We start from the raw sequence: 23278 nt of genomic DNA on the forward strand, positions 1-23278 counted from the left end.
TCACAAAGAATAGGCGCGCATTTTAATGAGCGGTCCATTCCTTGTCAAGGCCAAAAATGAAAAAAAGTATAAAATTTTTTGCACTTTTTTCTATCCACAAAGCCTGTGGATAACTTTGTGGATTGTTTTTGTTTAAAATGGTCAACCACTGGTGCAGACTGGCTTTTCCTTAAATTGTTCATCTATTAGCCATAAGTGGATATTCTTTTAAATATCAATACGTTGCATAAAGTCCAGCAAAAAAAATAAAATATTTTTCAATTTTGAAGTGTTTCAGACTTGACACGCCTAAGTATGTGTAAAACTTGGATTTTTATCGCTCAATTTGGAGTAATAAATGTGCTAAAATAGTCACACTTCTAAAACAGTTAAAAAATTGACCGCACTTATGGCAGAGAAAATTAATACTAAGCCTTTTATCCTTCATTCTGATTTTAAACCTTCCGGTGATCAACCCCAAGCAATCGAAAAATTAGTTGAAAATTTAGAGGATGGTTTGGCCCATCAAACCCTTCTAGGGGTAACGGGGTCAGGCAAAACATTTACCATTGCAAATGTCATAGCGACATTAAATCGTCCAGCGATGTTACTTGTCCCAAATAAAACCCTCGCTGCTCAGCTTTATGCAGAAATGAAAGCATTCTTTCCTGAAAACGCAGTGGAATATTTCGTCTCATACTATGATTATTATCAGCCGGAAGCTTATGTACCGAGTAGTGATACCTTTATTGAGAAAGATGCTTCCATTAATGATCAAATTGAACAGATGCGTCTTTCTGCTACCAAGTCGTTCTTAGAGCGTCGAGATACTATCGTAGTGGCGTCCGTATCAGCGATTTATGGTTTGGGCGATCCAGATAGCTATTTGAAGATGATGTTGCATTTACAGCAAGGGGCCATTATCGATCAACGTCAGATTTTAGCGAAGTTAGCGGAATTACAATATACAAGAAACGATCAGGCTTTTCAGCGTGGTACATTCCGTGTGCGTGGCGAAGTGATTGATATTTTCCCTGCGGAATCTGACGATCGAGCGGTACGAATTGAGTTATTTGATGATGAAATTGAACGTTTAAGTTTATTTGATCCTTTAACGGGCACAAGTTTTGGCGCTGTTCCGCGTTTTACGGTGTATCCGAAAACCCACTATGTGACGCCAAGAGAGCGTATTTTAGATGCCATTGAAAAAATCAAAGCGGAGCTTGTGCAACGCCGTGAATATTTCATCAAGGAACATAAATTGCTGGAAGAACAGCGTATTACTCAGCGTACGCAATTTGATATTGAGATGATGAATGAGCTCGGTTATTGCTCAGGCATCGAAAACTATTCACGCTATCTTTCTGGCAGAAATGAGGGCGAACCGCCTCCGACATTATTTGATTATATGCCGTCTGATGCGATTTTGATTATTGATGAATCACACGTGACTGTGCCGCAAATTGGCGGGATGTATCGTGGTGACCGTTCTCGTAAAGAAACCTTGGTGGAATATGGTTTCCGTTTGCCTTCTGCATTGGATAACCGTCCATTACGCTTTGAAGAGTTTGAGCGTTTAGCGCCGCAGACCATTTACGTTTCTGCGACACCAGGGCCTTATGAGTTGGAAAAATCGGGCAGTGAAATTGTCGATCAGGTGGTACGTCCAACGGGATTGCTTGATCCACAAATTGAAATTCGTCCAGTATCCATTCAAGTAGATGATTTACTGTCTGAAGCGCGTCAAAGAGCGGATAAAAATGAGCGAGTTTTAGTAACGACGCTGACGAAGAAAATGGCGGAAGATTTAACGGATTACTTAGACGAGCACGGCATTCGTGTGCGTTATTTGCATTCAGATATTGATACGGTTGAGCGTGTAGAGATTATTCGTGATTTACGTTTAGGTGAATTCGATGTGTTGGTTGGCATCAACTTGTTACGTGAGGGCTTGGATATTCCTGAAGTTTCTCTTGTCGCCATTTTAGATGCGGATAAAGAAGGTTTCTTGCGTTCTGAGCGTTCCTTAATTCAAACCATCGGTCGTGCCGCTCGAAACTTGAATGGTAAAGCGATTTTGTATGCTGATAGCATTACTAAATCTATGGAAAAAGCCATTACCGAAACGAATCGCCGTCGTGAAAAACAAATGAAATACAATGAAGAGCATGGTATTGTTCCACAGGCATTGAATAAGAAAGTCGGCGAGTTGTTAGATATTGGTCAAGGTGCAAATCAAAAAGCGAAATCGAAACAGCGTGGAAAAACGGCAGCTGAACCGACCGCACTTTACAATGCACCTAAATCCGCCAAAGAATTCCAACAACAAATTAAGAAATTGGAACAACAAATGTATAAATTTGCTCAAGATCTCGAATTTGAAAAAGCCGCAGCAGTACGCGATCAGCTTCATCAATTAAGAGAGAAGTTTATGATATCGGAATAAAGTAAAAGAGCGGTCAAATTAAATTGACCGCTCTTTCATTTTATTGCACTAATAAGTAGAAGTTGTTTTGACCACGTAAGATATTAAGTGCAATGGCAGATGGTTTTTCATCTAATGCTTTGCGTAAGTCTTGCGTGCTTTCAATTGGCTGACGGTTGATGCCGATGATGATATCACCTGATTTTAAGCCGCGTTGTGCTGCCATTGAATTTGGCTGTACTTTGCTAATTTCCACACCTTTCACGCCTTTTACATCATAGTTGTTTAAGGTTGCACCGTCTAATGCAGGAAGTTCGGTTTTACTTGTTGTTGGTGTACCATCGTCTGCTTGCAAGGTCACTTTTACGTTTTCAGTTTTACCATCTCGTAAGTAAGTGAGCTCAATTTCTTTACCAACACCAGAAGTCGCGATTTTTGCACGCATTTCGGCAAAGCTTGAGATTTTTTGACCATTCATTGCGGTAATCACATCACCCGCTTTTAAGCCCGCTTTTTCGGCAGCAGAATTTGGAATGACTTCACTCACAAAAGCACCTTGTTGCGCACTGACATTAAAGACTTTTGCCAAGTCTGCATTTAATTCGCCACCTTTAATACCGAGTAAACCACGGCGTACTTCACCAAATTCTAAGATTTGTTGAACGAGATTGTTGGCTTGGTTGCTTGGAATTGCAAAGGCGATCCCAGCGTTACCGCCACTTGGAGAAATAATTGCGGTATTAATGCCAATTAATTCACCTCGTAAATTCAATAATGCACCACCAGAGTTACCACGGTTTACCGCAGCATCGGTTTGAATATAGTTTTCATACGCTCCGCTATCTGAACCAGTAGAGCGGCCAAGTGCTGAAACGATACCAGAGGTTACAGTTTGACCTAAACCAAATGGGTTACCGATAGCCACAGTAAAATCACCGACACGTAATTTATCGGAGTCCGCCATTTTGATAGCAGTAAGATTAGTTGGTTTTTCAATTTGTACTAAAGCGATATCAGATTGTTCGTCTTTTCCAACGAGTTTTGCTTTGAATTCACGTCCGTCTTGTAATTTTGCGGTAATTTTATCCGCACCATCTACCACGTGATTGTTAGTTAAAACATAGCCTTTATCTGCATTGATGATCACGCCAGAACCTAAACCACGGAAGTTGCGTGATGAGCCACGGTTTCCACCAAATTGTTCGCCAAATTGATCACCAAAGAAAAATTTAAATTCTTCTGGAATATCATCAGGTAATACTGAACGGCTGTTTGCTTTTGCTTTGCCTTCAACAGAAAGAGTCACGACTGCTGCTTGCGCTTTTTCTAACATTGGCGCAAGGCTGCCTTGTTCTACGATTTCATTCGGAATAGCTGCTTGAGCGGATAAAGAGGTCGCAAATACGCTTAAACCTAATGCGATACCGGTTAATACAAAATTTCTTTTCTTCATAAGTTCTCCAAGTAAAAATAAATGACTGAATCAGTGTTCAATCAGACAAAAAAATGAGGGGAATGTTCAGTAAAAACAAGGGAGTTTAAAAAATATTTAAAAAAGTGCGGTTGGAATTGAAATTGTTTTTTATGACCACATTTTATTTAAATTTATTTATTCATTTTAGAGGATAAAAGAATAATCTATTTTAAATGGAGCAGGTACAACCTATTTTTACGCCAAAATCCTTGCCAGATAAGGTGAAAGGTAGTTTAATAACGAGTTACTAGGATTGCTTAACGAGTACAAGTTTTATGCAATTGTATAAAATTAGTGTATGAATTCAAATGAACTAGTTTACTAGTACAAAAATGGGTGTAGAGTAACGCCATGAGATTGAAACACAACATTTAAGATTTAGAGAGTGACATATGGCGACGAAGAAAGAAGAAATCGAAGTAAAAGTTGCAAATGATGATACCCGAATTGAAAAAGTCGATCAGGTATTACCTCCCATTGCCTTATTAGAAAAATTTCCTGCAAGTGAAGAAGCGGCAGATTTAGTTCATGAAACCCGTTTGCATGCGCACAATATTATTCATGGTAAAGAAGATCGTTTACTTGTAGTAATTGGCCCTTGTTCGATTCATGATCCTAAAGCCGCATTAGATTATGCTAAACGTTTAAAAGTATTACGTGATGAATATAAAGATACACTTGAAGTGGTGATGCGCGTTTACTTTGAAAAACCGCGTACAACAGTGGGTTGGAAAGGCTTAATTAATGATCCTTATTTAAATGATACATATCGTTTAAATGATGGTTTGCGTATTGCACGTAAATTATTATCTGACATCAATAACTTAGGCGTACCATCAGCAGGTGAGTTCTTAGATATGATCACACCACAATATGTAGCGGATTTCATGAGCTGGGGCGCAATTGGTGCGAGAACAACGGAATCTCAAGTTCACCGTGAATTAGCTTCAGGCTTATCTTGTGCGGTAGGCTTTAAAAATGGCACAAATGGTGGCGTAAAAGTAGCATTAGATGCAATGGGCGCGGCAGAAGCTTCGCATTACTTCTTATCTGTGACAAAATTTGGCCATTCGGCTATTGTTTCAACAAAAGGAAATGAAGACTGCCACATTATTTTACGTGGTGGGGATAAAGGTCCTAACTATAAAGCGGAAGACGTTGCAAAAGTTTGTGCAGAGATCGAAAAATCAGGTCGTATTCCACATGTCATGGTTGATTTTAGCCATGCAAATAGTAGCAAACAATTCAAAAAACAAATGGATGTTTGTGAAGATGTTTGCCAGCAAATTGCAGGTGGTTCAAAGCAGATCTTCGGTGTCATGGTAGAAAGTCATATTGTTGAAGGGCGTCAAGATTTAGTAGATGGTAAAGCGCATACTTACGGACAAAGTATCACTGATGCTTGCATCGGTTGGGAAGATACAGAAATCGTGTTAAAACAGTTATCTGATGCCGTAGCGGCTCGCCGCCGAGTAAATAACTAATAATTTTTTATTTTTCAGATAATTAAAAGTGTGGTTAATTTTGACCGCACTTTTTTATGCGCTTTGAAAAAGGGGGAGAAAAGGGGTATGCTAGCCTCAGTGGAATAAGAAAGGAGATGTATGATGCAGGATATGATAAATGGCTTATTAATTGTCTTAGTACCGATGGTGTTAGGCTATCTACTGAAGGTCAATAATAAATCCTATATCGCAAAGATTAATCATATTGTCATGTTTTTGCTTTACATCATCCTTTTCTTAATGGGGTATTTACTTGGTCAATTGGATGATTTAGAACATAAACTTCCTATTATTGGTACAACCGCATTGACGCTATCGGCGATCATTTTGGGTTCAAATATGATCGGTCTGATGCTTTATGATCGTTTTAATCCTGCTGAGCCACTTAAATCACAAGGTAAAATTGATTCTCGTTGGCATTCCTTAATCGATTCTCTCAAGCTTTCGGGCACAGTGGTACTTGGTACTCTTTGTGGTTTCTTTTTTAAATCCTATCTTATGTTGCCTACAGGTATAAATCTATATGTATTGATTGTGCTGATTTTCTTTGTGGGTATTCAACTAAGAAATAACGGCATTTCCTTAAAAGAAGCACTTTTCAATAAACGTGGTTTCCAAACAGGGATGGTGTTTACGTTTACCTCGTTACTAGGTGGCGTGGTTGCTGCTTTCGTTTTAGCGATGCCCATTACTCAAGGACTCGCTTTTGCCTCTGGAATGGGCTGGTATTCGTTATCTAGTGTGGTATTAACTAATGCGTGGGGACCGGTGCAGGGTAGTATTGCCTTTTTTAATGATTTATCCCGTGAAATTGTGAGTTTATTTGTCATTCCATTATTTATGCGTCACTTCCGTTCAACCGCGATTGGAATCACGGGGGCAACTGCAATAGATTGTACATTGCCGATTATTCAAAAAGCAGGGGGCATTGAAGTCACGCCAATTGCGATTTCATTCGGCTTTGTGACGAATATTCTGCCACCATTGTTATTGGTTTTCTTTTCCAGTATTCCGCTATAAAAAGATAAAAAAGAAATACAAAAACAAAAGCGTTAATCGTTATTTTTCGATTAATGTGGGGGAGTGACAATATTTGCATAAAGGAAAAGAAAAAATTTGGCGGGAAAAATTTGGCTTAGGGCTTGTGTGGTGCGGGATTGGATGATTTGCCGGTCGGATTTATGCAAAAATAAAAATGGTGGGAAAATCTGTAAAATGGTCGAAAATTGGGTTTTATTTTGCATAAAAATGAACGGTGGATTTGTAGTTTTTAAACCTTTTTAAAATTTTAAAGATCATTTTAAAAAGGTTTTAAAGTTTTTAATAGATGGGTTTAAGGCGGTTTCTGTGTGGAAACTGCCTTTTTTATTGGTTATTTATGGTTATTTTGGTGCGTTTGGGTGAAATCTAGCGGTTTATTGTGTGTAATTATGGGTAGAATTAGCGAAAATGCGCCATTATTTGGCGATATTTGAAAGGAACACTGGCATCCGTGCCGTTGTGTTTTAAAATATTAAGAAAGCGCTTGTGAGGCGGTTTTTTGGGGATGTTACCGACATTGATGTCGGTGACATATTAGAAGTCCCGATAACCACGCACGACTTGCCCTATCACGACAAGGCTGTTTGCTTCTTCTGTGTCTAGTTTTAATGGGCGATAGGATGGGTTGTCACTAATTAGCTCTACTCCACCGTAGGTAAACTGTACTTTCTTTACCAACATTGATCCGTTGTGGTTTAGTACAAATATTTTCCCTTCTGTTAATTCACGCTTAGAGCGGTCAACAATAATTTCTTCGCCATCTTTCAGGGTAGGCTCCATGCTTTCCCCTTTTACGGTAAACATTGCACAATGTTTTGATTTATTGCCAGTTCTTTGAAACCAAGAGCTTTCAACCATTATGTAAGCTGAATCATATTGTTCTTCATTTTCTAAACCTAAGCCTGCTGAAACTCTGACACCCCTAAAATCATCAATAGGTTCGTAGTGATCTCTGTTCATCTGTTTAAAATCAGCAAATCCATTCTCTTTTATAGCGTGCTCTTCCATAGCTTTGAATGCATTACTCTTTATGGATTGAATGCTATCTCTTAGCCCTAAAGACATCTGTGCTTCTTTTGGCAATGTAGATATATGGTATTCGAACCCACCTCCTTTTATACCTTTAGCTTCTCTAGATAGCCAATTTTCATTTTTAGCTTTCCTTGTGATGTTTGTTGCATGAGATGGCAGTCCATTTAGCTTTAAAGCCTCAAGTTCTTTGGCAGTAAACCAAACTTTATCTAATGATTTCATAAATCACCTTTCTTAATCAAAATAATTTAAAAAGATTCAGCCGATTAAGTTAAATAAAATCAATAATTTAAACACCGAATAGAAAGATTTTATAAAATTTTATTAAATCACCTATTGATTAAGAAAATGATTTGATATATATTCTAAATCGTAGATGATTAAGTACTTAATCAAGTAGTCAAACAACTAACTTTTAAGGATCGCACAAAATGAAAGAAAAAGGAAGATTTAATGATATGCATAGAGCTGACATTAGAGCTGAATTGATTAAGAAAGGGATTTCATTAGCTCAATTAGGGATTCAGCATGGATTAGCAAAAACAACTCTAAGAAATGCGTTTGATAAACGCTATCCAAAGGGGGAAAAGATTATTGCTGATGCACTAGGTAAGGAACCAAAGGATATATGGCCAAGCAGATACTTAGACTAATAAGGAAGGATTATCGTGAAACTATGGTTTATTCATGAACGTGAGGAACGCGAAGAGCGTGAGCGTAAAGAACGTGAGGAACGTGAAGAGCGTGAAGAGCTAAAAAATAGAGAAGAACTAATCTATAAGTATCTAGCGAAATGGCTAACAGATAACTGGTTACAAAGTGTGCGCGAAAAATCTTATGATAAATACTTAAATAAGTATGGTGCGAAGGCTCAAGTAAATCAAAATGGACTGCAAGCTTTACTCGACATACCATTCGAGCGAGATGCATATGGTTCAGATGGGGTTATTAATCCTGACGCCTACGCCGACGCTAAGACAGCGATGTTAAACGAGTTAGAGCGTATTAAAAAAGGCGAGGTAGATTTAAATGCGACCAAAGATTTTGAAATCGTAAAATATGATTATAAAAACATTTTATAACTCAAAGTGCGGTCAATTTGGGCCGCATTTTGTTATAAGTCAATGATTATAAGAGATAATAATGACAAACAAACAAACAAACAAACAAACAAACAAACAAACAAACAAACAAACAAACAAACAAACAAACAAACAAACGGAGTGTACTATGTTTAAACAAGCACCACTACCGTTTGTTGGGCAAAAGAGGATGTTTTTAAAGTGCTTCGAGGAAGTGTTAAACGCCAATATTAAGAATGATGGCGAGGGCTGGACTATCATTGATACATTTGGCGGGAGTGGTTTATTAAGCCATGTAGCAAAACAGCTCAAGCCTAAAGCACGCGTAATTTATAACGATTTTGATGGGTATGCTGAACGATTAGCACATATTGATGACATTAATGCACTTCGCGCACAGCTTTACGCGGTAGTTGATAACGCTACGCAAAAAAACAAAAGATTGACGAAGGATTGTAAGGCAGAATGCATCAAAATCATTCAAAATTTCAAAGGTTATATTGACCTAAATAGCCTGGCAAGCTGGCTTCTTTTTAGTGGCCAACAAGTGGCAACATTGGACGACTTATTTCAGCGCGATTTTTGGCATTGTGTTAGACAGTCTGATTATCCGAAAGCGGATGGATATTTAGACGGACTTGAGATTGCGCGCGAGTCATTCCACACGCTTTTACCTAAATTTAGCAGCGACCCTAAAGCATTATTTGTTCTAGACCCGCCATATTTATGCACCCGCCAGGAAAGCTATAAACAGGCGACGTACTTTGATTTAATCGACTTCCTCCGATTAATCAACATCACGCGCCCTCCTTATGTATTCTTTAGCTCAACAAAGAGTGAATTTGTTCGCTTTATCGAATATATGGTAGAGGATAAAGTTGATAATTGGGAAGCTTTTTACAACTCCGAGCGCGTTGTTGTTAAGGCTTCAGCAAGTTATTCCGGCAAGTATGAAGATAACATGGTTTATAAGTTTTAATACTTAAAATTTAAACGCCCTTTAATGATGATTTAAAGGGCGTTTTTATTTCAGTTTGATTTGTGATTCATTTTACATAAAGGTTTCAGGATTATGCAAAATAAATTCCAATTTTATGCAAAAAGTTTTGCGAACTTATATTAACTCTTTTTCTTATATTTTAATATTAGGAATTATCAGTTTCTATGCATGGCAATAACAGCCTGACCTAAACTGAGGCCTCCATCACCCATCGGTAGTTTATGCGCACTTAATACATGGAATTCGCTCAAATTTTCTTTTAATAAGCGACGTAGTAGTTGGTTATGCATCACACCACCAGATAACACGATAGTACGGCATTGGTATTTGCGAGCTTGATTTGCAGCAAGTTCAGCAAACCCTTGGGCGAGAGCATAGTGAAAGGCGAAGGCTTTATCTTCAACAGAAGCATGATAATTCAACCAACTTTGCCAAAAGTAAGCCAAATCCAGTTTATTGCCGATAAGCGGCATTTTTACTGGAATATTGATCGCACTTTTTGGGTGTGTAGCAAAGGATGAGTTATTTGCCAGAACTTCTAGATGGCAGGCGGCTTCGCCCTCCCAAGAAACAATGGTTGGTGCAATACCGAGAGCATAAGCTACGGCGTCAAATAAACGACCAGCAGATGATATAGGTGGACAATTGAGTCCGCGCTCAATGGCATTGACTAGTATTTGCCAATTCGGTTCAGCACAAGTTTTTGTGAGTATTTCTTGCCACTGTGGCACAAATTGATGCAGGTGAGCCAGCCAGTTGCGCCAAGGTTGTTTCGCTGCAAGATCACCGCCTGGTAGAGCAACAGCCGGCAGACCACCTAAATATTGACTATGTTGATAGTCAACGAGTAGGCATTCGCCTCCCCAAAGTTGTCCATTTTCGCCCATGCCGATACCGTCTAGAGCAAGACCAATTACTGGTTCATTACAATTGTGCTCGGCTATCACGCTGACAATATGAGCATGATGATGCAGTACTTCTATTGGTGTGATTTGTTGCTGTTCGGCAAGTTGTTGACCAATGGAAGATGAAAAATAGCCAGGGTGAGCATCAACCGCGATGATGTCTGGTTTAAATTGATAAATCTGCTGAAATAATGCAAGATTTTCACTCAATTGTGACCGCACTTGTTCATTTGCTGTATCGCCAATATGTTGGCTCAGTACGGCTTTATTGTGACGTAGCAGGCAGAATGTATTTTTCAGATCAGATCCTAAAGCCAACACATTCTTCGTGCTTTGTGTTTCAAGTGGTATTTCATCGGGTACATAGCCACGAGCGCGACGCAATGTTTCTAATCCATCGAAGGCAACACGAACGAGACTATCATCGGCACGTTGTAGAATATCGCGGTTGTGACAAAGATAAAAATCAGCTAAATCAGCTAATTGTTCCACTGCATGTTCATTTTTCAATACAGGAGGATGTCCGCTTGCATTTGCAGACGTCATCACGAGCGGACGATTAACCGCTCGTAACAACAAATGCTGCAGTGGGTTGCTTGGAAGCATTACTCCGATTTCCTGTAAGTTTGGCGCAATGTTATTCGCAATATGCGGCACTTTGTGTTTTAAAAGAAGTACAATTGGCGCAGCACTGCTGGTTAGTAATTCTGTTTCTTGGGCACTTAAATCTTGTAAAAACTGCAGGTCAGGCACCATAATGGCTAATGGTTTTGTCGGACGATGTTTCCGTTGACGTAATAAATCAACAGACTTTTGGTTATTTGCATCACAGGCTAGGTGAAAACCGCCTAAGCCTTTAATCGCAACGATATGACCTTGTTGTAATAAAAGTGCGGTCTGTTTTAGCGCAGTTTCATGAGTAGCAAGCGTTTGTTCTCGATCTTGTAACCAAATATGGGGGCCGCAAACAGAACAAGCATTGGGTTGAGCATGAAAACGACGATCAGCGGGATCTTTATATTCTTTTTCACATTGTGGACAAAGTGGAAAAGAAGCCATTGCCGTGTTTTTTCGGTCGTAAGGAATTGCCTTGATGATGGTAAAACGCGGACCGCAATGGGTGCAGTTAGTAAAAGGATAATGATAGCGTCGGTTATTGGGATCGAATAAGTCAGCTAAACAATGTGGACAGGTAGCTGCATCTGGAATAATTTGCGTGTCCATTTGATTGTTTTCACTTTCCCGAATGGTAAAGCCCGTTACAGCGGTTGCTTCTGGCCAATCTATTGGACGCTGAGTAATGTCAGTAATTTGCGCTAGCGGCGGGAGTTTGTTTTGCAGGTCGGACAAAAATTGCTTGAGTGCATCTGCTGATGGGGAGACAAAACGAATTAATACGCCTTGCCCATCATTATTTACATCTCCGTTTAACTTATATTGATTTGCCAGAAGCCAAACAAAAGGGCGAAATCCCACGCCTTGAACCTTTCCTTTTATGCGTAATTCGATCCCTTGCATAACGCAATCCTGTTTATTTTTGATTTAAGCCAAGAAAATCGCCGACTTCGTGTTCTAGCTGGCTCATGGCAATTAAGGCTTCTTGCGTTTGTTTGGCCTCTTCTTCATCGATAATCGTCATGGCAAAACCCACATGCACGAGTACCCATTTACCAACGAGAGGTTTGGGGTCATCCTGACAAATTAATGAAATATTAACTTCTCTTTTAACACCACACACATCGACTACAGCAAGCTGTAATGCACTGTCTGCAACTTGAATAATTTGTCCTGGAATACCTAAACACATAATCTGTCCTTAGTTAGAATGTTTATGAGATAAATCGTTTATTGTGTTTCAATAAACGTACTGCGAGTGTGAAATTTTATCATGTAAGCACCTAAATTTGTATAGCCATATTTTAAATAAGGCTACTGCATTTTTGTTTAAAGTCTGTTCACATTTTTAACATAAAATTATTATGTTTCACTGTTATTTAACAGGTGCATCAGAGTAATAGAAAAACAATGGAAATCTTTTGATCTTAATCACAAATTTTCGAATTAGTTCTTGAGCTTTACTTTTTTACAGGAGTATCCTTACTCCTAGAGTGGTTATTGTAAAAAACGTTATTTACATACAAGGAGGGGGAATGTATGAATCGTTTTGTAATCGGTGATCCGAAGGATTGCATTGGATGCAACACCTGTATGGCCGCTTGTAGCGAAGTGCATAAAGCTTTCGGATTACAATCTTTTCCACGCTTACAAGTCATGCGTAATGATGATGTAACCGTGCCAATTCTCTGTCGTCATTGTGATGATTCACCATGTGCTACTGTGTGTCCGGTGCACGCAATTACACATATCAATGACACTATTCAACTTAACGAAAGTCTCTGTATCGGTTGTAAACTTTGTGGTATTGCTTGCCCATTCGGTGCCATTACCCAACATGGTTCTGCACCGATTGACGCACCAACCTATTATGAAGGATTCTCCTTCACTGATGCGGTAAAACGAGATATTCGTACTGCACCAGATAATACGGATTTACACAATATGTTGGCATGGCAACCAGGTGTGAAAGCCATTGCGGTGAAATGCGATCTTTGCTATTTCCGTGAAGATGGTCCGGCTTGTGTGCAAACCTGCCCGACCAAAACGTTATTTATTATTAGTGATGAGAGTATCAAACAGGCTAACGAAAGAAAACGTGAAATGGCAATGGTTTCTTCGCCTGCTATCCCAAGATAATTAGTGTGTTTAACTTGTAATCAATGGAGTGATATTATGAGTTTACCAATCAATTTACTCATCACGACCCTGTTGATTTATGTCGTAGGTGCGTTTATTTCGCTCGCAGTGAGACGAAACGAACAACTTTCAATCAATATATCCGGCGTGACCGGTGTACTTGCTGGAGTGTTAGGTATTGTTGCCTGCATCCCCGTTCTGATCAGCAGCGACACAGTCGTTGATGTTTTCAAAACCCCATTTGAATTTGCCTCGTTCTCCATCCGTATTGACGGATTGGCAGCCTTTATGGTGTGTGTCATTTCTTTATTAGTTATTGTGACCGCACTTTATTCTTTCTCTTATGTAAAAGAATATAAAGGTAAAGGCGCAGGTTCCATGGGTTTCTTCATGAATTTATTTATCGCTTCCATGGTTGCGTTAGTCACCAGCGATAATGCATTCTACTTCCTTGTATTCTTTGAAATGATGTCATTGGCATCTTATTTCTTAGTCCTTACCGAACAAGATGACAATGCCGTAAATGCAGGCTTGCTTTATTTCTTTATTGCGCATGCCGGTTCGGTATTAATTATGATCGCCTTCTTCATTTTCTACTGCTATGCCAGTAGCTTTGAATTTAGCGCATTCCGTCAAACCACTTTACCGGCACCGCTTGCCTTTACCGCCTTTATTTTGGCATTTTTAGGTTTTGGCGCCAAAGCAGGGATGATTCCATTACACAGCTGGTTGCCAAAAGCTCACCCAGCTGCACCTTCTCATGCCTCAGCGATGATGTCTGGAGTGATGGTAAAAATTGGTATTTTCGGGATCATTAAAGTAGGTGTTGATCTTCTCGGTTCTACCAATGTTTGGTATGGCGTTATAGTACTTGGTTTCGGTGCAGTATCTTCCGTACTCGGCGTACTTTATGCCTTGGCAGAACATGACATCAAAAAACTCTTGGCTTATCACACGGTAGAAAATATCGGCATCATTATGATGGGGGTGGGCGTTGGTATGATTGGTATCGCGACACATCATCCAGTATTAGCAACCGTGGGCTTACTTGGTGGGTTATACCACTTGCTTAACCATGCTGTATTCAAAGGCTTGTTATTCTTAGGTGCAGGTTCTGTAATGTATCGCTTGCACACTAAAGACATGGACTTAATGGGCGGCTTAGGCAAACTTATGCCTTACACCGCATTCTGTTTCTTAATCGGTACCATGGCGATTTCTGCATTGCCACCGTTTAACGGTTTTGTCAGTGAATGGTTTACTTATCAATCCTTATTCACCTTAAGTCAAAGTGATGATTTCGTCTTAAAACTTGCCGGTCCAATTGCCATTATTATGTTGGCATTGACGGGTGCGTTAGCGGCACTTTGTTTCGTGAAAGTGTACGGCATCAGCTTTGGTGGTGCACCGCGTAGCGAAAAAGCAGCCAATGCACGTGAAGTGCCAAAACCAATGGTAATTGCGATGGCGGTATTAGCGTTATGTTGTGTATTGTTAGGTGTGGGTGCATCTGTGGTGACTCCAATAATTGCGAAAATTTCGACCGCACTTGCTCACAGTGAGCCGCTAATGTTGGCTCAAAATGGTGTGGTGGTCGCACAAGCTGAACCGCATACCGCGCTTTCAACACCGATGGTGACTATCATGCTATTGGCATTCTTCTTCTTGCCATTTAGTTTTTACGCCTTCACCAAAAATCAACGTTTATCCGATCGTGCAAAAGGCAATCCATGGGCTTGTGGTTATGCTTATGAACAAGATATGGCGGCCTCTGCAGGTAGTTTCACTCGTCCGTTGCGTACGATTTTCAAATCACTTTATACCTTGCGCGAAGTGTTGGATCCCGCACCTTTAGGTGATAAAGGTATCCAAGCGGTAATTAAAGGTGCAACAAAAGCTGAACCTTTCTGGGAAGAAAAAATGACGATGCCAATCGCTCGTTTTATTCCTTGGTTAGGAACTAAAATTCAATGGTTGCAACAAGGTGATTTCCGTGTGTACTGCGTGTACTTCGTGATTGCCTTGGTGGCAATACTACTTTCCATTGCGTTGATGTAGGAGGTTGAAGATGATTACGTTACCTTCAGAAATTGCAACATCTGCCGGAATGTTTGTTTTTGCCATTGTGCAAGCCTTGATTTTGCTCGCCCTTGCACCGTTATTTTCCGGTATTTCACGTATGATCCGTGCTCGTATTCAATCTCGTCGCGGTCCTGGCGTGTTACAAGATTATCGTGACATTGCGAAATTAATGAAACGTCAAAACATTTGGCCAGACAATGCGGGTTGGGTTTCTAAAGCGATGCCTTATGTGCTAATTAGCACAGTGATGGTGGTTGCCATGAGTTTGCCTTTATTTACTCGTATCGCACCATTTGGCGCTGGCAGTGATTTAATCACCGTGATTTACTTATTCGCCTTGTTCCGTTTCTTTTTCTCAATTGCGGGTTTGGATTCAAACAGCACATTCTCAAGTTTAGGGGCAAGCCGTGAAGTCACATTAGGTGTTTTAGTAGAACCAATTCTCATGTTGGCATTCCTTGTGATTGCTTTAATTGCCGGTTCAACCAATTTTGCGGTTATCGGTAATGCACTTTCCGAAAATACTTGGCAATATCCAATTGCGACAGTGATTGCTATCGCAGCAGCATTCTTCGCCGTGTTTATTGAAATGGGGAAAATTCCATTTGACTTGGCAGAAGCGGAACAAGAATTACAAGAAGGTCCATTGACTGAATATTCTGGTCCAGCACTCGCCTTATTAAAAGTCGGCTTAAGCTTAAAATCTATGGTTGTAGCATCTATCTTTGTGAGCGTGTTGCTTCCGTTTGGTATCCCAACAGAGATGAGCTTAAGTGCGGTCGTTTTAGGCGGTGTTTTATTCTTCGTGAAATTATTCGTGGTGTTCGTATTGGCTTGTGTCTTTGAAAACACACTCTCTCGTACCCGCTTTATGTTAACAGGACGTTTAACCGTAGTCGGCTTCGGCATTTCTGTGTTAGCGTTTGTATTTTACTTCACAGGGTTGTAAGGAGGACAAATATGGAACGTTTAGCTCTGATTACAATCATTTTACCTTTCGTAGGGGCGTTTATTGTTGGTTTGAACAAAAAACACTTTGCTCAAATTGCCACTGTATTTGCAGCGCTTGCTACGTTAGGAACCATGTTAGTTGCTGGGCAATGGTTTGCCGATGGTCATCAAAGCGTCACTTATGACATCGTCGCTTTTGATAAAACGGCGATCTTTGGTGTCACTCTTGATGCAGTCAGTACATTAATTGCCTTTGCCGTTGTGGCCTTGGGTTTCTTAATCTGCTTATATTCTTGCGGATACTTAACCGATAAAAACCGTGAGCACCCACATAACGGGTTACCACGTTTTTATGCCTTCTTGCTCATCTTTATTGGTGCCATGGCAGGCTTGGTGTATTCCTCAACTTTAGCAGGACAATTATTGTTCTTCGAAATTACTGGGGGATGTTCTTGGGCATTAATCAGTTATTACCAAACACCAAAAGCCCAAGCCGCTGCAATGAAAGCGTTGATTATTACCCATGTTGGTGCAATCGGGTTATATATTGCTGCAGCCTATTTGTTCAGCCAATCAGGTACATTCTCCATCACAGCATTAGAACATTTAGATCCGAGTGCGAAAACCATCGTGCTATTTGGTGTGATGTTTGCTGCGTGGGGTAAATCAGCGCAATTACCAATGCAAATTTGGTTACCAAATGCGATGGAAGCACCAACACCGGTGAGTGCATATTTGCACGCTGCATCAATGGTTAAAGTTGGGGTCTATATTTTCGCTCGTTCAGTTATGTCTGCTGGTGAGATTCCACATATTGTGGGTGAAGTCGGCATCATCATGGCGATGATTACCTTGATTTACGGCTTCTTGATGTACTTGCCACAAACTGACTTAAAACGTTTATTGGCGTATTCCACCATTACCCAACTTTCTTATATTTTCATTGGGATTTCTCTTGCTGCATTAGGTTCTAAATTGGCCTTTGTGGCAGCGATTAGCTACATCTTCAACCATGCTTTCGCGAAAAGCTTATTCTTCTTGGTCGCTGGTTCATTAAGTTATGCGACAGGAACCCGCTCAATGCCATTGTTACGAGGTATTATGCGTACAATGCCAGTGGTCGGTGCAGGATTTGGTGTTGCAGCATTAGCTATTGCTGGGGTACCACCATTTAATGGATTCTTCAGTAAATATCCATTATTTGCGGCCGGATTTGAATTAGGCAATGAATATGGCTGGATTACTTGGTTAGTGGTACTTGCTTTAGTTGAATCTACCGCGACATTCGTGTGGTTGTTGTATAAATTCGGACAATGTGTCATTGGTAAACCATCAGAAGCAGTTGCCAATGCACAACCTATACCATTCTCTATGCGTTTTGTGTTAGTTGTATTAATGGTGATGTCCGTGGTGTCCAGTTTTATCGCCGCATATTGGCTAGGTTTGGCTGGTTAGGTTAAGGAGGAATCTATGTTAATGATAAATGGACTTGCGTGTTTACTCATTATTACCTCTCTTTGCGTAATTATGGCTCGAACCGCCAAAAAAGCTGCGTTATTTTATAGTTTGCAATCATTGGTGTTGGTGTTACTGTTTGTCTATCTTGCCAATGAAATGCAAGCCCATGAACTTTATATGTGGTCAATCAGCGCATTTATTACCAAAGTGGTTTTGGTGCCCGCGATTTTAATCTATGCGATGAAAAAAGTTGATGAAAGTCAAACTCCTGCTGGAATAAATGTCGCTTGGTTGATCCCGATCACAGCAGTGATAGTGACATTGTGCTACTTTGTCGTTGTCCCAATCGATTTACCGTTGGTTGCGCATCTTAAACCGGCATTATCAGTGTCATTAAGTCACTTCTTATTAGGTTTAGTGTGCATTGTTAGCCAACGCAATATCGTAAAACAAGTATTCGGTTATTGTTTGATGGAAAACGGTTCTCATCTCACATTAGCCTTATTGGCAAATAAAGCACCTGAGTTAGTGGAAATCGGAATTGCCACAGATGCTATCTTTGCCGTCATCATAATGGTGGTGTTGGTAAACAAAATTTACCGTACATTCCACTCATTAGATGCAAAACAACTTATGAGTTTGAAGGGGTAACGCTATGTATGAACAATGGATAATCGCGTTATTAATCGCACCTTTAGCAATATCACTTGCCAGTTTCGCTTGTGGCGTGACAAAAGCACGGACAATTTGTACCGCACTTCATGTTACAGGTTTGATTTTGATGTTAGCATTTGCCTTACAAATTATTAATGGCGTGCTAACTCAGGGGGAAATCAGTGCATTAAATAACTGGGTTTACATCGACAGTCTATCTGCTATTTTCTTAGGGCTCATCGCTATTGTTGGAACATTAGCCGGTATTTATTCAATCGGTTATATTGGTACTGAATATCGCGAAGGGCATCTTGATTTGAAAACATATTGCAATTATTACGGCTTTTTGCATTTGTTTTTCTTCACTATGATTATTTCTGTGATCACCAATAACGTGATTTTGATGTGGGCTGCTATTGAAGCAACTACATTAAGTTCTGCGTTCTTGGTCGGTACATACAAACAAAAAACTTCTCTTGAAGCCGCATGGAAATACATCATTATTTGTTCTGTTGGGGTCGCGTTCGGATTGTATGGCACGATTTTAACCTTCTCTAATGGTACGAATCTTTTGGCAGATCCTAGCCAAGCCATTTTCTGGACAGAAATCAATCAGCAAGCGGCTGGTTTGAATCCGATGCTCATGTATCTTGCTTTTGCCTTCATTTTGGTTGGCTTTGGTACTAAGTGCGGTCTATTTCCAATGCATACTTGGCTATCCGATGCACACAGTGAAGCGCCAAGTCCGGTGAGTGCGATTTTATCTGCGGTATTATTGAACTGTGCCATGTTGGTGGTATTGCGCTACTACATCTTAGTTTCTAAAGCAGTTGGTCCAACTTACCCTCAAACCTTATTGTTGGTATTTGGTTTACTTTCTGTATTGGTTGCGGCCTTGTTTATTATCGTTCAATTCGACATCAAACGCTTATTGGCATACTCCAGTATTGAAAACATGGGTTTAATTAGCTTCGCTTTTGGTTTAGGTGGCCCAATCGGCGTATTTGCTGGGTTATTACATACCATTAACCATAGCTTAGCGAAAACCTTGCTGTTCTGTGCTTCTGGTAACATTTTATTGAAATACAAAACCCGTGATATGAACCAAGTACGAGGTTTATGGCATGTGGCACCAATGACAGCGGTATTATTTGCCGGAGGTGCATTAGCACTAGGTGGTATTCCACCATTTAACGTGTTCGTCAGTGAATTCAGTATTGCTGTTGCGGGTATTTACGCAGGTAAAACTTGGTTAATGGTATTCTGTTTAATTTTACTCACTATTGTGTTAGCTGGATTGTCTTTAATGGTATTAAAAACTGTATTAGGCAAACAGCCAGATAATATTGAAGTGGGGGATGTGAACAAAGTTTCACTCGTGGCGATGGCAATTTTATTGTTATTCATGTTTATTATGGGTATTCATATTGCCGAACCAATTTTGCAGTTATTAAAAAGTGCGGTCGGAATTGTACTCGGATCTGAACAAGTGTCTTTTGGTGAAATGTTAATTTTACCTTGGCAAAGTTTAGCGCAATGATCGACAGGAGGGATAAATATATGGAATTAACTAAAAATACATCAGTCGATCCAGCCAAAATGATTGGTAAAAATTACATTGAAGCAGTCAATGCAAAATTTCCAAATACCATTTTGGATGAGGAGTGGTCAACACCAAATCAGGTTACCCTTACCATTAAAACCAATATGTTACCTGATGTAGTTGAATACCTTTATTATCAACATGACGGTTGGTTACCTTTGGTATTCGGGAATGATGAGCGTTCAATTCATGGCAACTATGCAGTGTACTACGTGCTTTCCATGGAAGGGGAAGTGAAAACTTTTATCACTATTAAAGCCTTAGTTGATCCTGTGAGCTTAGAATTTCCGTCAGTGACACCAAAAGTCAAAGCAGCTGTTTGGGGCGAACGTGAATTATTCGATATGTATGGTTTGAAAGCCGTTGGTTTACCTGACCAACGTCGCTTAGTGTTGCCAGATGATTGGCCGGATGATCTTTATCCATTACGTAAAGACTCCATGGACTATCGTTTACGTCCGGATCCAACAACGGCAACAGAAACCTACGAATTTATTAACGAAAAAGGCGAAGCGCGCATTGTGCCAATTGGCCCATTACACATCACCTCTGACGAACCGGGACATTTCCGTTTGTTCGTGGATGGGGAAGATATCATTGATGCGGACTATCGTTTGTTCTATGTGCACCGCGGTATGGAAAAATTGGCAGAAACTCGCATGGATTACGACCAAGTCAACTTCCTTGCTGACCGTGTGTGCGGGATTTGCGGTTTTACTCACAGTGTGGCGTATGCCAATTCCGTAGAAAGCGCTTTGGGGATTCAAATTCCAAAACGTGCTGAATGGATCCGTGCGATTTTGTTAGAAGTAGAACGTTTACACAGTCACTTATTAAACTTAGGTCTATCTAGCCACTTTACCGGCTTTGATACCGGCTTTATGCAATTCTTCCGTGTTCGTGAGAAATCCATGACCTTGGCTGAAGTGCTAACTGGTGCACGTAAAACCTATGGTATTAACCTTATCGGTGGTGTGCGTCGTGATATGTTGAAACATCAACGTGAGCAATGTATCAAGCTTATCGGTGAAATGCGTGAAGAACTCAAAACCTTAACCGATATTTTATTAAATACACCGAATATGGAACAACGTACGGTAGGCGTTGGTGTCTTGGCAAAAGATATCGCTCGTGACTTTAGTCCGGTTGGTCCAATGATTCGTGGTTCTGGCTTTGCGCGTGATGTGCGTAAAGTACACCCATTCTCCGGTTATGGCGATATCCCTTTCAATCTCTTCACTGAAGCAAATGGTGATGTATTATCCCGTGTGAAAGTGCGGATTAATGAAGTGTTTGAGTCTATGAATATCATTGATTACATGGTGGACAATTTGCCGAGTGGTGAAATCTTAAAAGAAGGTTTCAATTATACGCCAGGACGTTTTGCTTTAGGGATTACGGAAGCGCCACGTGGTGAAGATATTCACTGGTCAATGCTAGGCGACAACCAAAAACTTTTCCGTTGGCGTTGTCGTGCTGCCACTTATGCTAACTGGCCAACCTTGCGCTATATGTTGCGTGGCAACACTGTGTCTGATGCGCCACTTATTATTGGTAGTCTTGACCCTTGCTATTCTTGTACCGACCGTGTCACCGTGGTGGATGTACGTAAACGCAAAGCGAAAACCGTGGATTATAAAGAGATTGAACGCTACGGTATCGAACGTAAAAATTCACCATTGAAATAGGGGAGGCGGAAAATGTTTAAATTACTAAAAACGGTATTTAAAGCCGGTGATGTTACCACCAAATATCCGTTCAAACCTTATGAAGTTGATGATGATTTTAGAGGAAAACCGGAACTCAATTCTGATCAATGTATAGTCTGCGCGGCTTGTACCATTGCCTGTCCAGCCAATGCGTTGACCATGAGAACGGATCCAGTGACAGGCGAACGTACCTGGTCATTATTCCTTGGTCGTTGTATTTTCTGTGGACGTTGCGAAGAAGTTTGCCCAACCAAAGCCATTCGCTTATCACAAGATTTTGAACTATCAGTGACCAATAAACAGGATCTTTTCCAAGAAACTACCTTTGCTACAGTAACTTGTCAGGAATGTGGTCAACCGTTTATTTCTTATAAAGAACTGAATTACACCATTGATTTATTCAAACAAACTTTGGATAAACCAGAATTAGTGAAACAAAAATTGGCAGAGTTGCATACTTGTCCGGTTTGTAAACGTCAGCACAGCTTAGAAAAAACCGCGAATATGGAATCCAACATGCGGATGAAATTAATCGACTTTAAAGAGCCAGTTCGCTTGAATTTCAAAAAAGCACTCGAACAACGAGAACAAAGTGCGGTTGATGTACCTAACGTTTTAGCAGGAGGCGAAAGACGATGAACACACAAATTCCAATGCCGGTCAATGGCATATCAACACCGTTTAGTATTGATGAAAATATTGCCAAAATGAAACAAACGTTGCTGAAAGATATTCAACGTTCAGCTTATGTTTATCGTGTGGACTGCGGCGGTTGTAATGGGTGTGAAATCGAAATTTTCAGTACCATTACGCCAACATTCGATGCAGAACGTTTTGGTATTAAAGTGGTCGCTTCACCTCGTCATGCAGACATTTTATTATTCACCGGTGCGGTTACTCGTGCTATGCGCACTCCTGCCATGCGTGCTTACCAAGCTGCGCCTGATCCAAAGATCTGTATTGCTTACGGAGCTTGCGGTTGCGGCGGTGGTATTTTCCACGATCTCTATTGTGTATGGGGTGGTTCTGACCAAATTGTACCGGTTGATGTGTATATCCCTGGCTGTCCTCCAACTCCTGCAGCGACCATTTATGGATTCGCAGTAGCACTTGGTTTGCTTGATCAAAAACTCAAAGGTAAACAAGAAAAAGCTGATCCTAACGCAGAAGCTAAATTGCGTTTCCCAACCATTCCGTTAGATTTGCGTATTAGTCTTGAACGTGAAGCACGTCGTCTTGCCGGTTATCGTCAAGGCGGCAACATTGCTAACCAATTTATGGCAATGATGACAGAAAATGATAAAGTGCCATTTGGTGTACGTTTAGGTGAATACCTAGAACGCGAAGCCGATCCGCGTTTAAGCGAAATCGTCAATCGTTTGCATGCGATTAGTATGCCGTTTTCGGGATAGTCTAACGATTGCTAAATAAACTAATAGCTCCGTTTTGATTTCTGCCAAATCTCCCCTTACCCCTCTTTGCTAAAGAGGGGAATAAGAGCGGTCAATTTCAATCTAGTTTTCTGCATTAACAACAGAAAATTAAAATGAGAGAGGAGTGCTTTATTGCTAAAGAAAAATCCCCCTCTTTAGCAAAGAGGGGTAAGGGGAGATTTGGCAGTATT

Annotated in this window: 20 protein-coding genes; 15 read left to right on the plus strand and 5 right to left on the minus strand. The window is 40.4% G+C overall.

The window, feature by feature from the left end; genetic code table 11:
• Positions 1-388 precede the first annotated feature (388 nt).
• A complete protein-coding gene (gene uvrB / locus QQS40_RS07665) occupies positions 389-2425 on the plus strand; it encodes an excinuclease ABC subunit UvrB (protein ID WP_329504664.1) in 2037 nt (678 codons plus the stop codon).
• A 40-nt stretch (positions 2426-2465) separates the two neighbouring features.
• Here uvrB and QQS40_RS07670 read toward each other — a convergent pair whose 3' ends face one another.
• Positions 2466-3857: a DegQ family serine endoprotease gene (locus tag QQS40_RS07670; protein ID WP_329504666.1), complete on the minus strand. Its 1392-nt coding sequence runs from the start codon at positions 3855-3857 to the stop codon at positions 2466-2468.
• A gap of 413 nt (positions 3858-4270) precedes the next feature.
• Here QQS40_RS07670 and aroG point away from each other — a divergent pair, with 413 nt between their 5' ends.
• Positions 4271-5362, plus strand: coding sequence for a 3-deoxy-7-phosphoheptulonate synthase AroG (gene aroG / locus QQS40_RS07675; RefSeq protein ID WP_049357471.1), 1092 nt, complete (start codon positions 4271-4273; stop codon positions 5360-5362).
• Between the two features lie 123 nt (positions 5363-5485).
• Positions 5486-6403: a LysO family transporter gene (locus QQS40_RS07680; protein WP_172622036.1), complete on the plus strand. Its 918-nt coding sequence runs from the start codon at positions 5486-5488 to the stop codon at positions 6401-6403.
• 50 nt (positions 6404-6453) lie between these two features.
• Here QQS40_RS07680 and QQS40_RS07685 read toward each other — a convergent pair whose 3' ends face one another.
• Both QQS40_RS07685 and QQS40_RS07690 read right to left on the minus strand, forming a co-directional pair.
• Positions 6454-6627, minus strand: a complete 174-nt coding sequence (locus QQS40_RS07685; protein ID WP_329504668.1) for a hypothetical protein — start codon at positions 6625-6627, stop codon at positions 6454-6456.
• A gap of 331 nt (positions 6628-6958) precedes the next feature.
• Positions 6959-7678 (minus strand): helix-turn-helix domain-containing protein, encoded by a 720-nt coding sequence (locus tag QQS40_RS07690; RefSeq protein WP_128787441.1) that lies wholly within the window; start codon positions 7676-7678, stop codon positions 6959-6961.
• A gap of 209 nt (positions 7679-7887) precedes the next feature.
• Here QQS40_RS07690 and QQS40_RS07695 point away from each other — a divergent pair, with 209 nt between their 5' ends.
• From QQS40_RS07695 to QQS40_RS07705, 3 genes are all read left to right on the plus strand, one after another.
• Positions 7888-8109 (plus strand): helix-turn-helix domain-containing protein, encoded by a 222-nt coding sequence (locus QQS40_RS07695; protein WP_049368124.1) that lies wholly within the window; start codon positions 7888-7890, stop codon positions 8107-8109.
• Positions 8110-8124: 15 nt separating this feature from the next.
• The gene (locus QQS40_RS07700) at positions 8125-8538 is read left to right on the plus strand and encodes a hypothetical protein (RefSeq protein WP_329504671.1); all 414 of its coding nucleotides are present in this window, start codon (positions 8125-8127) and stop codon (positions 8536-8538) included.
• A 148-nt stretch (positions 8539-8686) separates the two neighbouring features.
• Entirely contained in the window at positions 8687-9517 is an 831-nt protein-coding gene (locus tag QQS40_RS07705) for a hypothetical protein (protein ID WP_128787439.1), read from the plus strand.
• 176 nt (positions 9518-9693) lie between these two features.
• On the opposite strand, the gene hypF is transcribed toward QQS40_RS07705, so the two are convergent.
• Positions 9694-11961 carry a carbamoyltransferase HypF gene (gene hypF / locus QQS40_RS07710; RefSeq protein WP_128787438.1) on the minus strand — a complete coding sequence of 756 codons (2268 nt, stop codon included), beginning with the start codon at positions 11959-11961 and terminating at the stop codon, positions 9694-9696.
• A gap of 13 nt (positions 11962-11974) precedes the next feature.
• Positions 11975-12250 (minus strand): hydrogenase maturation factor HybG, encoded by a 276-nt coding sequence (gene hybG / locus QQS40_RS07715; RefSeq protein ID WP_005696275.1) that lies wholly within the window; start codon positions 12248-12250, stop codon positions 11975-11977.
• A 347-nt stretch (positions 12251-12597) separates the two neighbouring features.
• Between hybG and QQS40_RS07720 the strand changes: the two genes are divergently transcribed.
• The 9 genes from QQS40_RS07720 to QQS40_RS07760 are packed head-to-tail and all read left to right on the plus strand — an operon-like array spanning position 12598 to position 23066.
• Positions 12598-13197 carry a 4Fe-4S dicluster domain-containing protein gene (locus tag QQS40_RS07720; protein ID WP_014065505.1) on the plus strand — a complete coding sequence of 200 codons (600 nt, stop codon included), beginning with the start codon at positions 12598-12600 and terminating at the stop codon, positions 13195-13197.
• A gap of 36 nt (positions 13198-13233) precedes the next feature.
• Positions 13234-15255: a hydrogenase 4 subunit B gene (gene hyfB / locus QQS40_RS07725; protein ID WP_289902054.1), complete on the plus strand. Its 2022-nt coding sequence runs from the start codon at positions 13234-13236 to the stop codon at positions 15253-15255.
• Between the two features lie 10 nt (positions 15256-15265).
• Positions 15266-16228, plus strand: a complete 963-nt coding sequence (locus tag QQS40_RS07730) for a respiratory chain complex I subunit 1 family protein (protein WP_329504674.1) — start codon at positions 15266-15268, stop codon at positions 16226-16228.
• An 11-nt stretch (positions 16229-16239) separates the two neighbouring features.
• Positions 16240-17685 carry a hydrogenase 4 subunit D gene (locus QQS40_RS07735; RefSeq protein WP_289902055.1) on the plus strand — a complete coding sequence of 482 codons (1446 nt, stop codon included), beginning with the start codon at positions 16240-16242 and terminating at the stop codon, positions 17683-17685.
• A gap of 15 nt (positions 17686-17700) precedes the next feature.
• Positions 17701-18339 carry a hydrogenase 4 membrane subunit gene (gene hyfE, locus QQS40_RS07740; protein ID WP_289902056.1) on the plus strand — a complete coding sequence of 213 codons (639 nt, stop codon included), beginning with the start codon at positions 17701-17703 and terminating at the stop codon, positions 18337-18339.
• A gap of 4 nt (positions 18340-18343) precedes the next feature.
• Positions 18344-19882 carry a hydrogenase 4 subunit F gene (locus QQS40_RS07745; protein WP_289902057.1) on the plus strand — a complete coding sequence of 513 codons (1539 nt, stop codon included), beginning with the start codon at positions 18344-18346 and terminating at the stop codon, positions 19880-19882.
• 20 nt (positions 19883-19902) lie between these two features.
• Positions 19903-21633 carry a hydrogenase large subunit gene (locus tag QQS40_RS07750; RefSeq protein ID WP_329504676.1) on the plus strand — a complete coding sequence of 577 codons (1731 nt, stop codon included), beginning with the start codon at positions 19903-19905 and terminating at the stop codon, positions 21631-21633.
• Positions 21634-21645: 12 nt separating this feature from the next.
• Positions 21646-22293: a formate hydrogenlyase complex iron-sulfur subunit gene (locus QQS40_RS07755; RefSeq protein WP_049357457.1), complete on the plus strand. Its 648-nt coding sequence runs from the start codon at positions 21646-21648 to the stop codon at positions 22291-22293.
• Positions 22290-23066, plus strand: a complete 777-nt coding sequence (locus QQS40_RS07760; protein ID WP_288505530.1) for an NADH-quinone oxidoreductase subunit B family protein — start codon at positions 22290-22292, stop codon at positions 23064-23066. The genes QQS40_RS07755 and QQS40_RS07760 overlap by 4 nt, the downstream gene beginning before the upstream one ends.
• Positions 23067-23278 lie beyond the last annotated feature (212 nt).

Origin of the sequence: Haemophilus parainfluenzae (assembly GCF_036288925.1) — a bacterium.
In the GTDB taxonomy this organism is placed as follows: domain Bacteria; phylum Pseudomonadota; class Gammaproteobacteria; order Enterobacterales; family Pasteurellaceae; genus Haemophilus_D.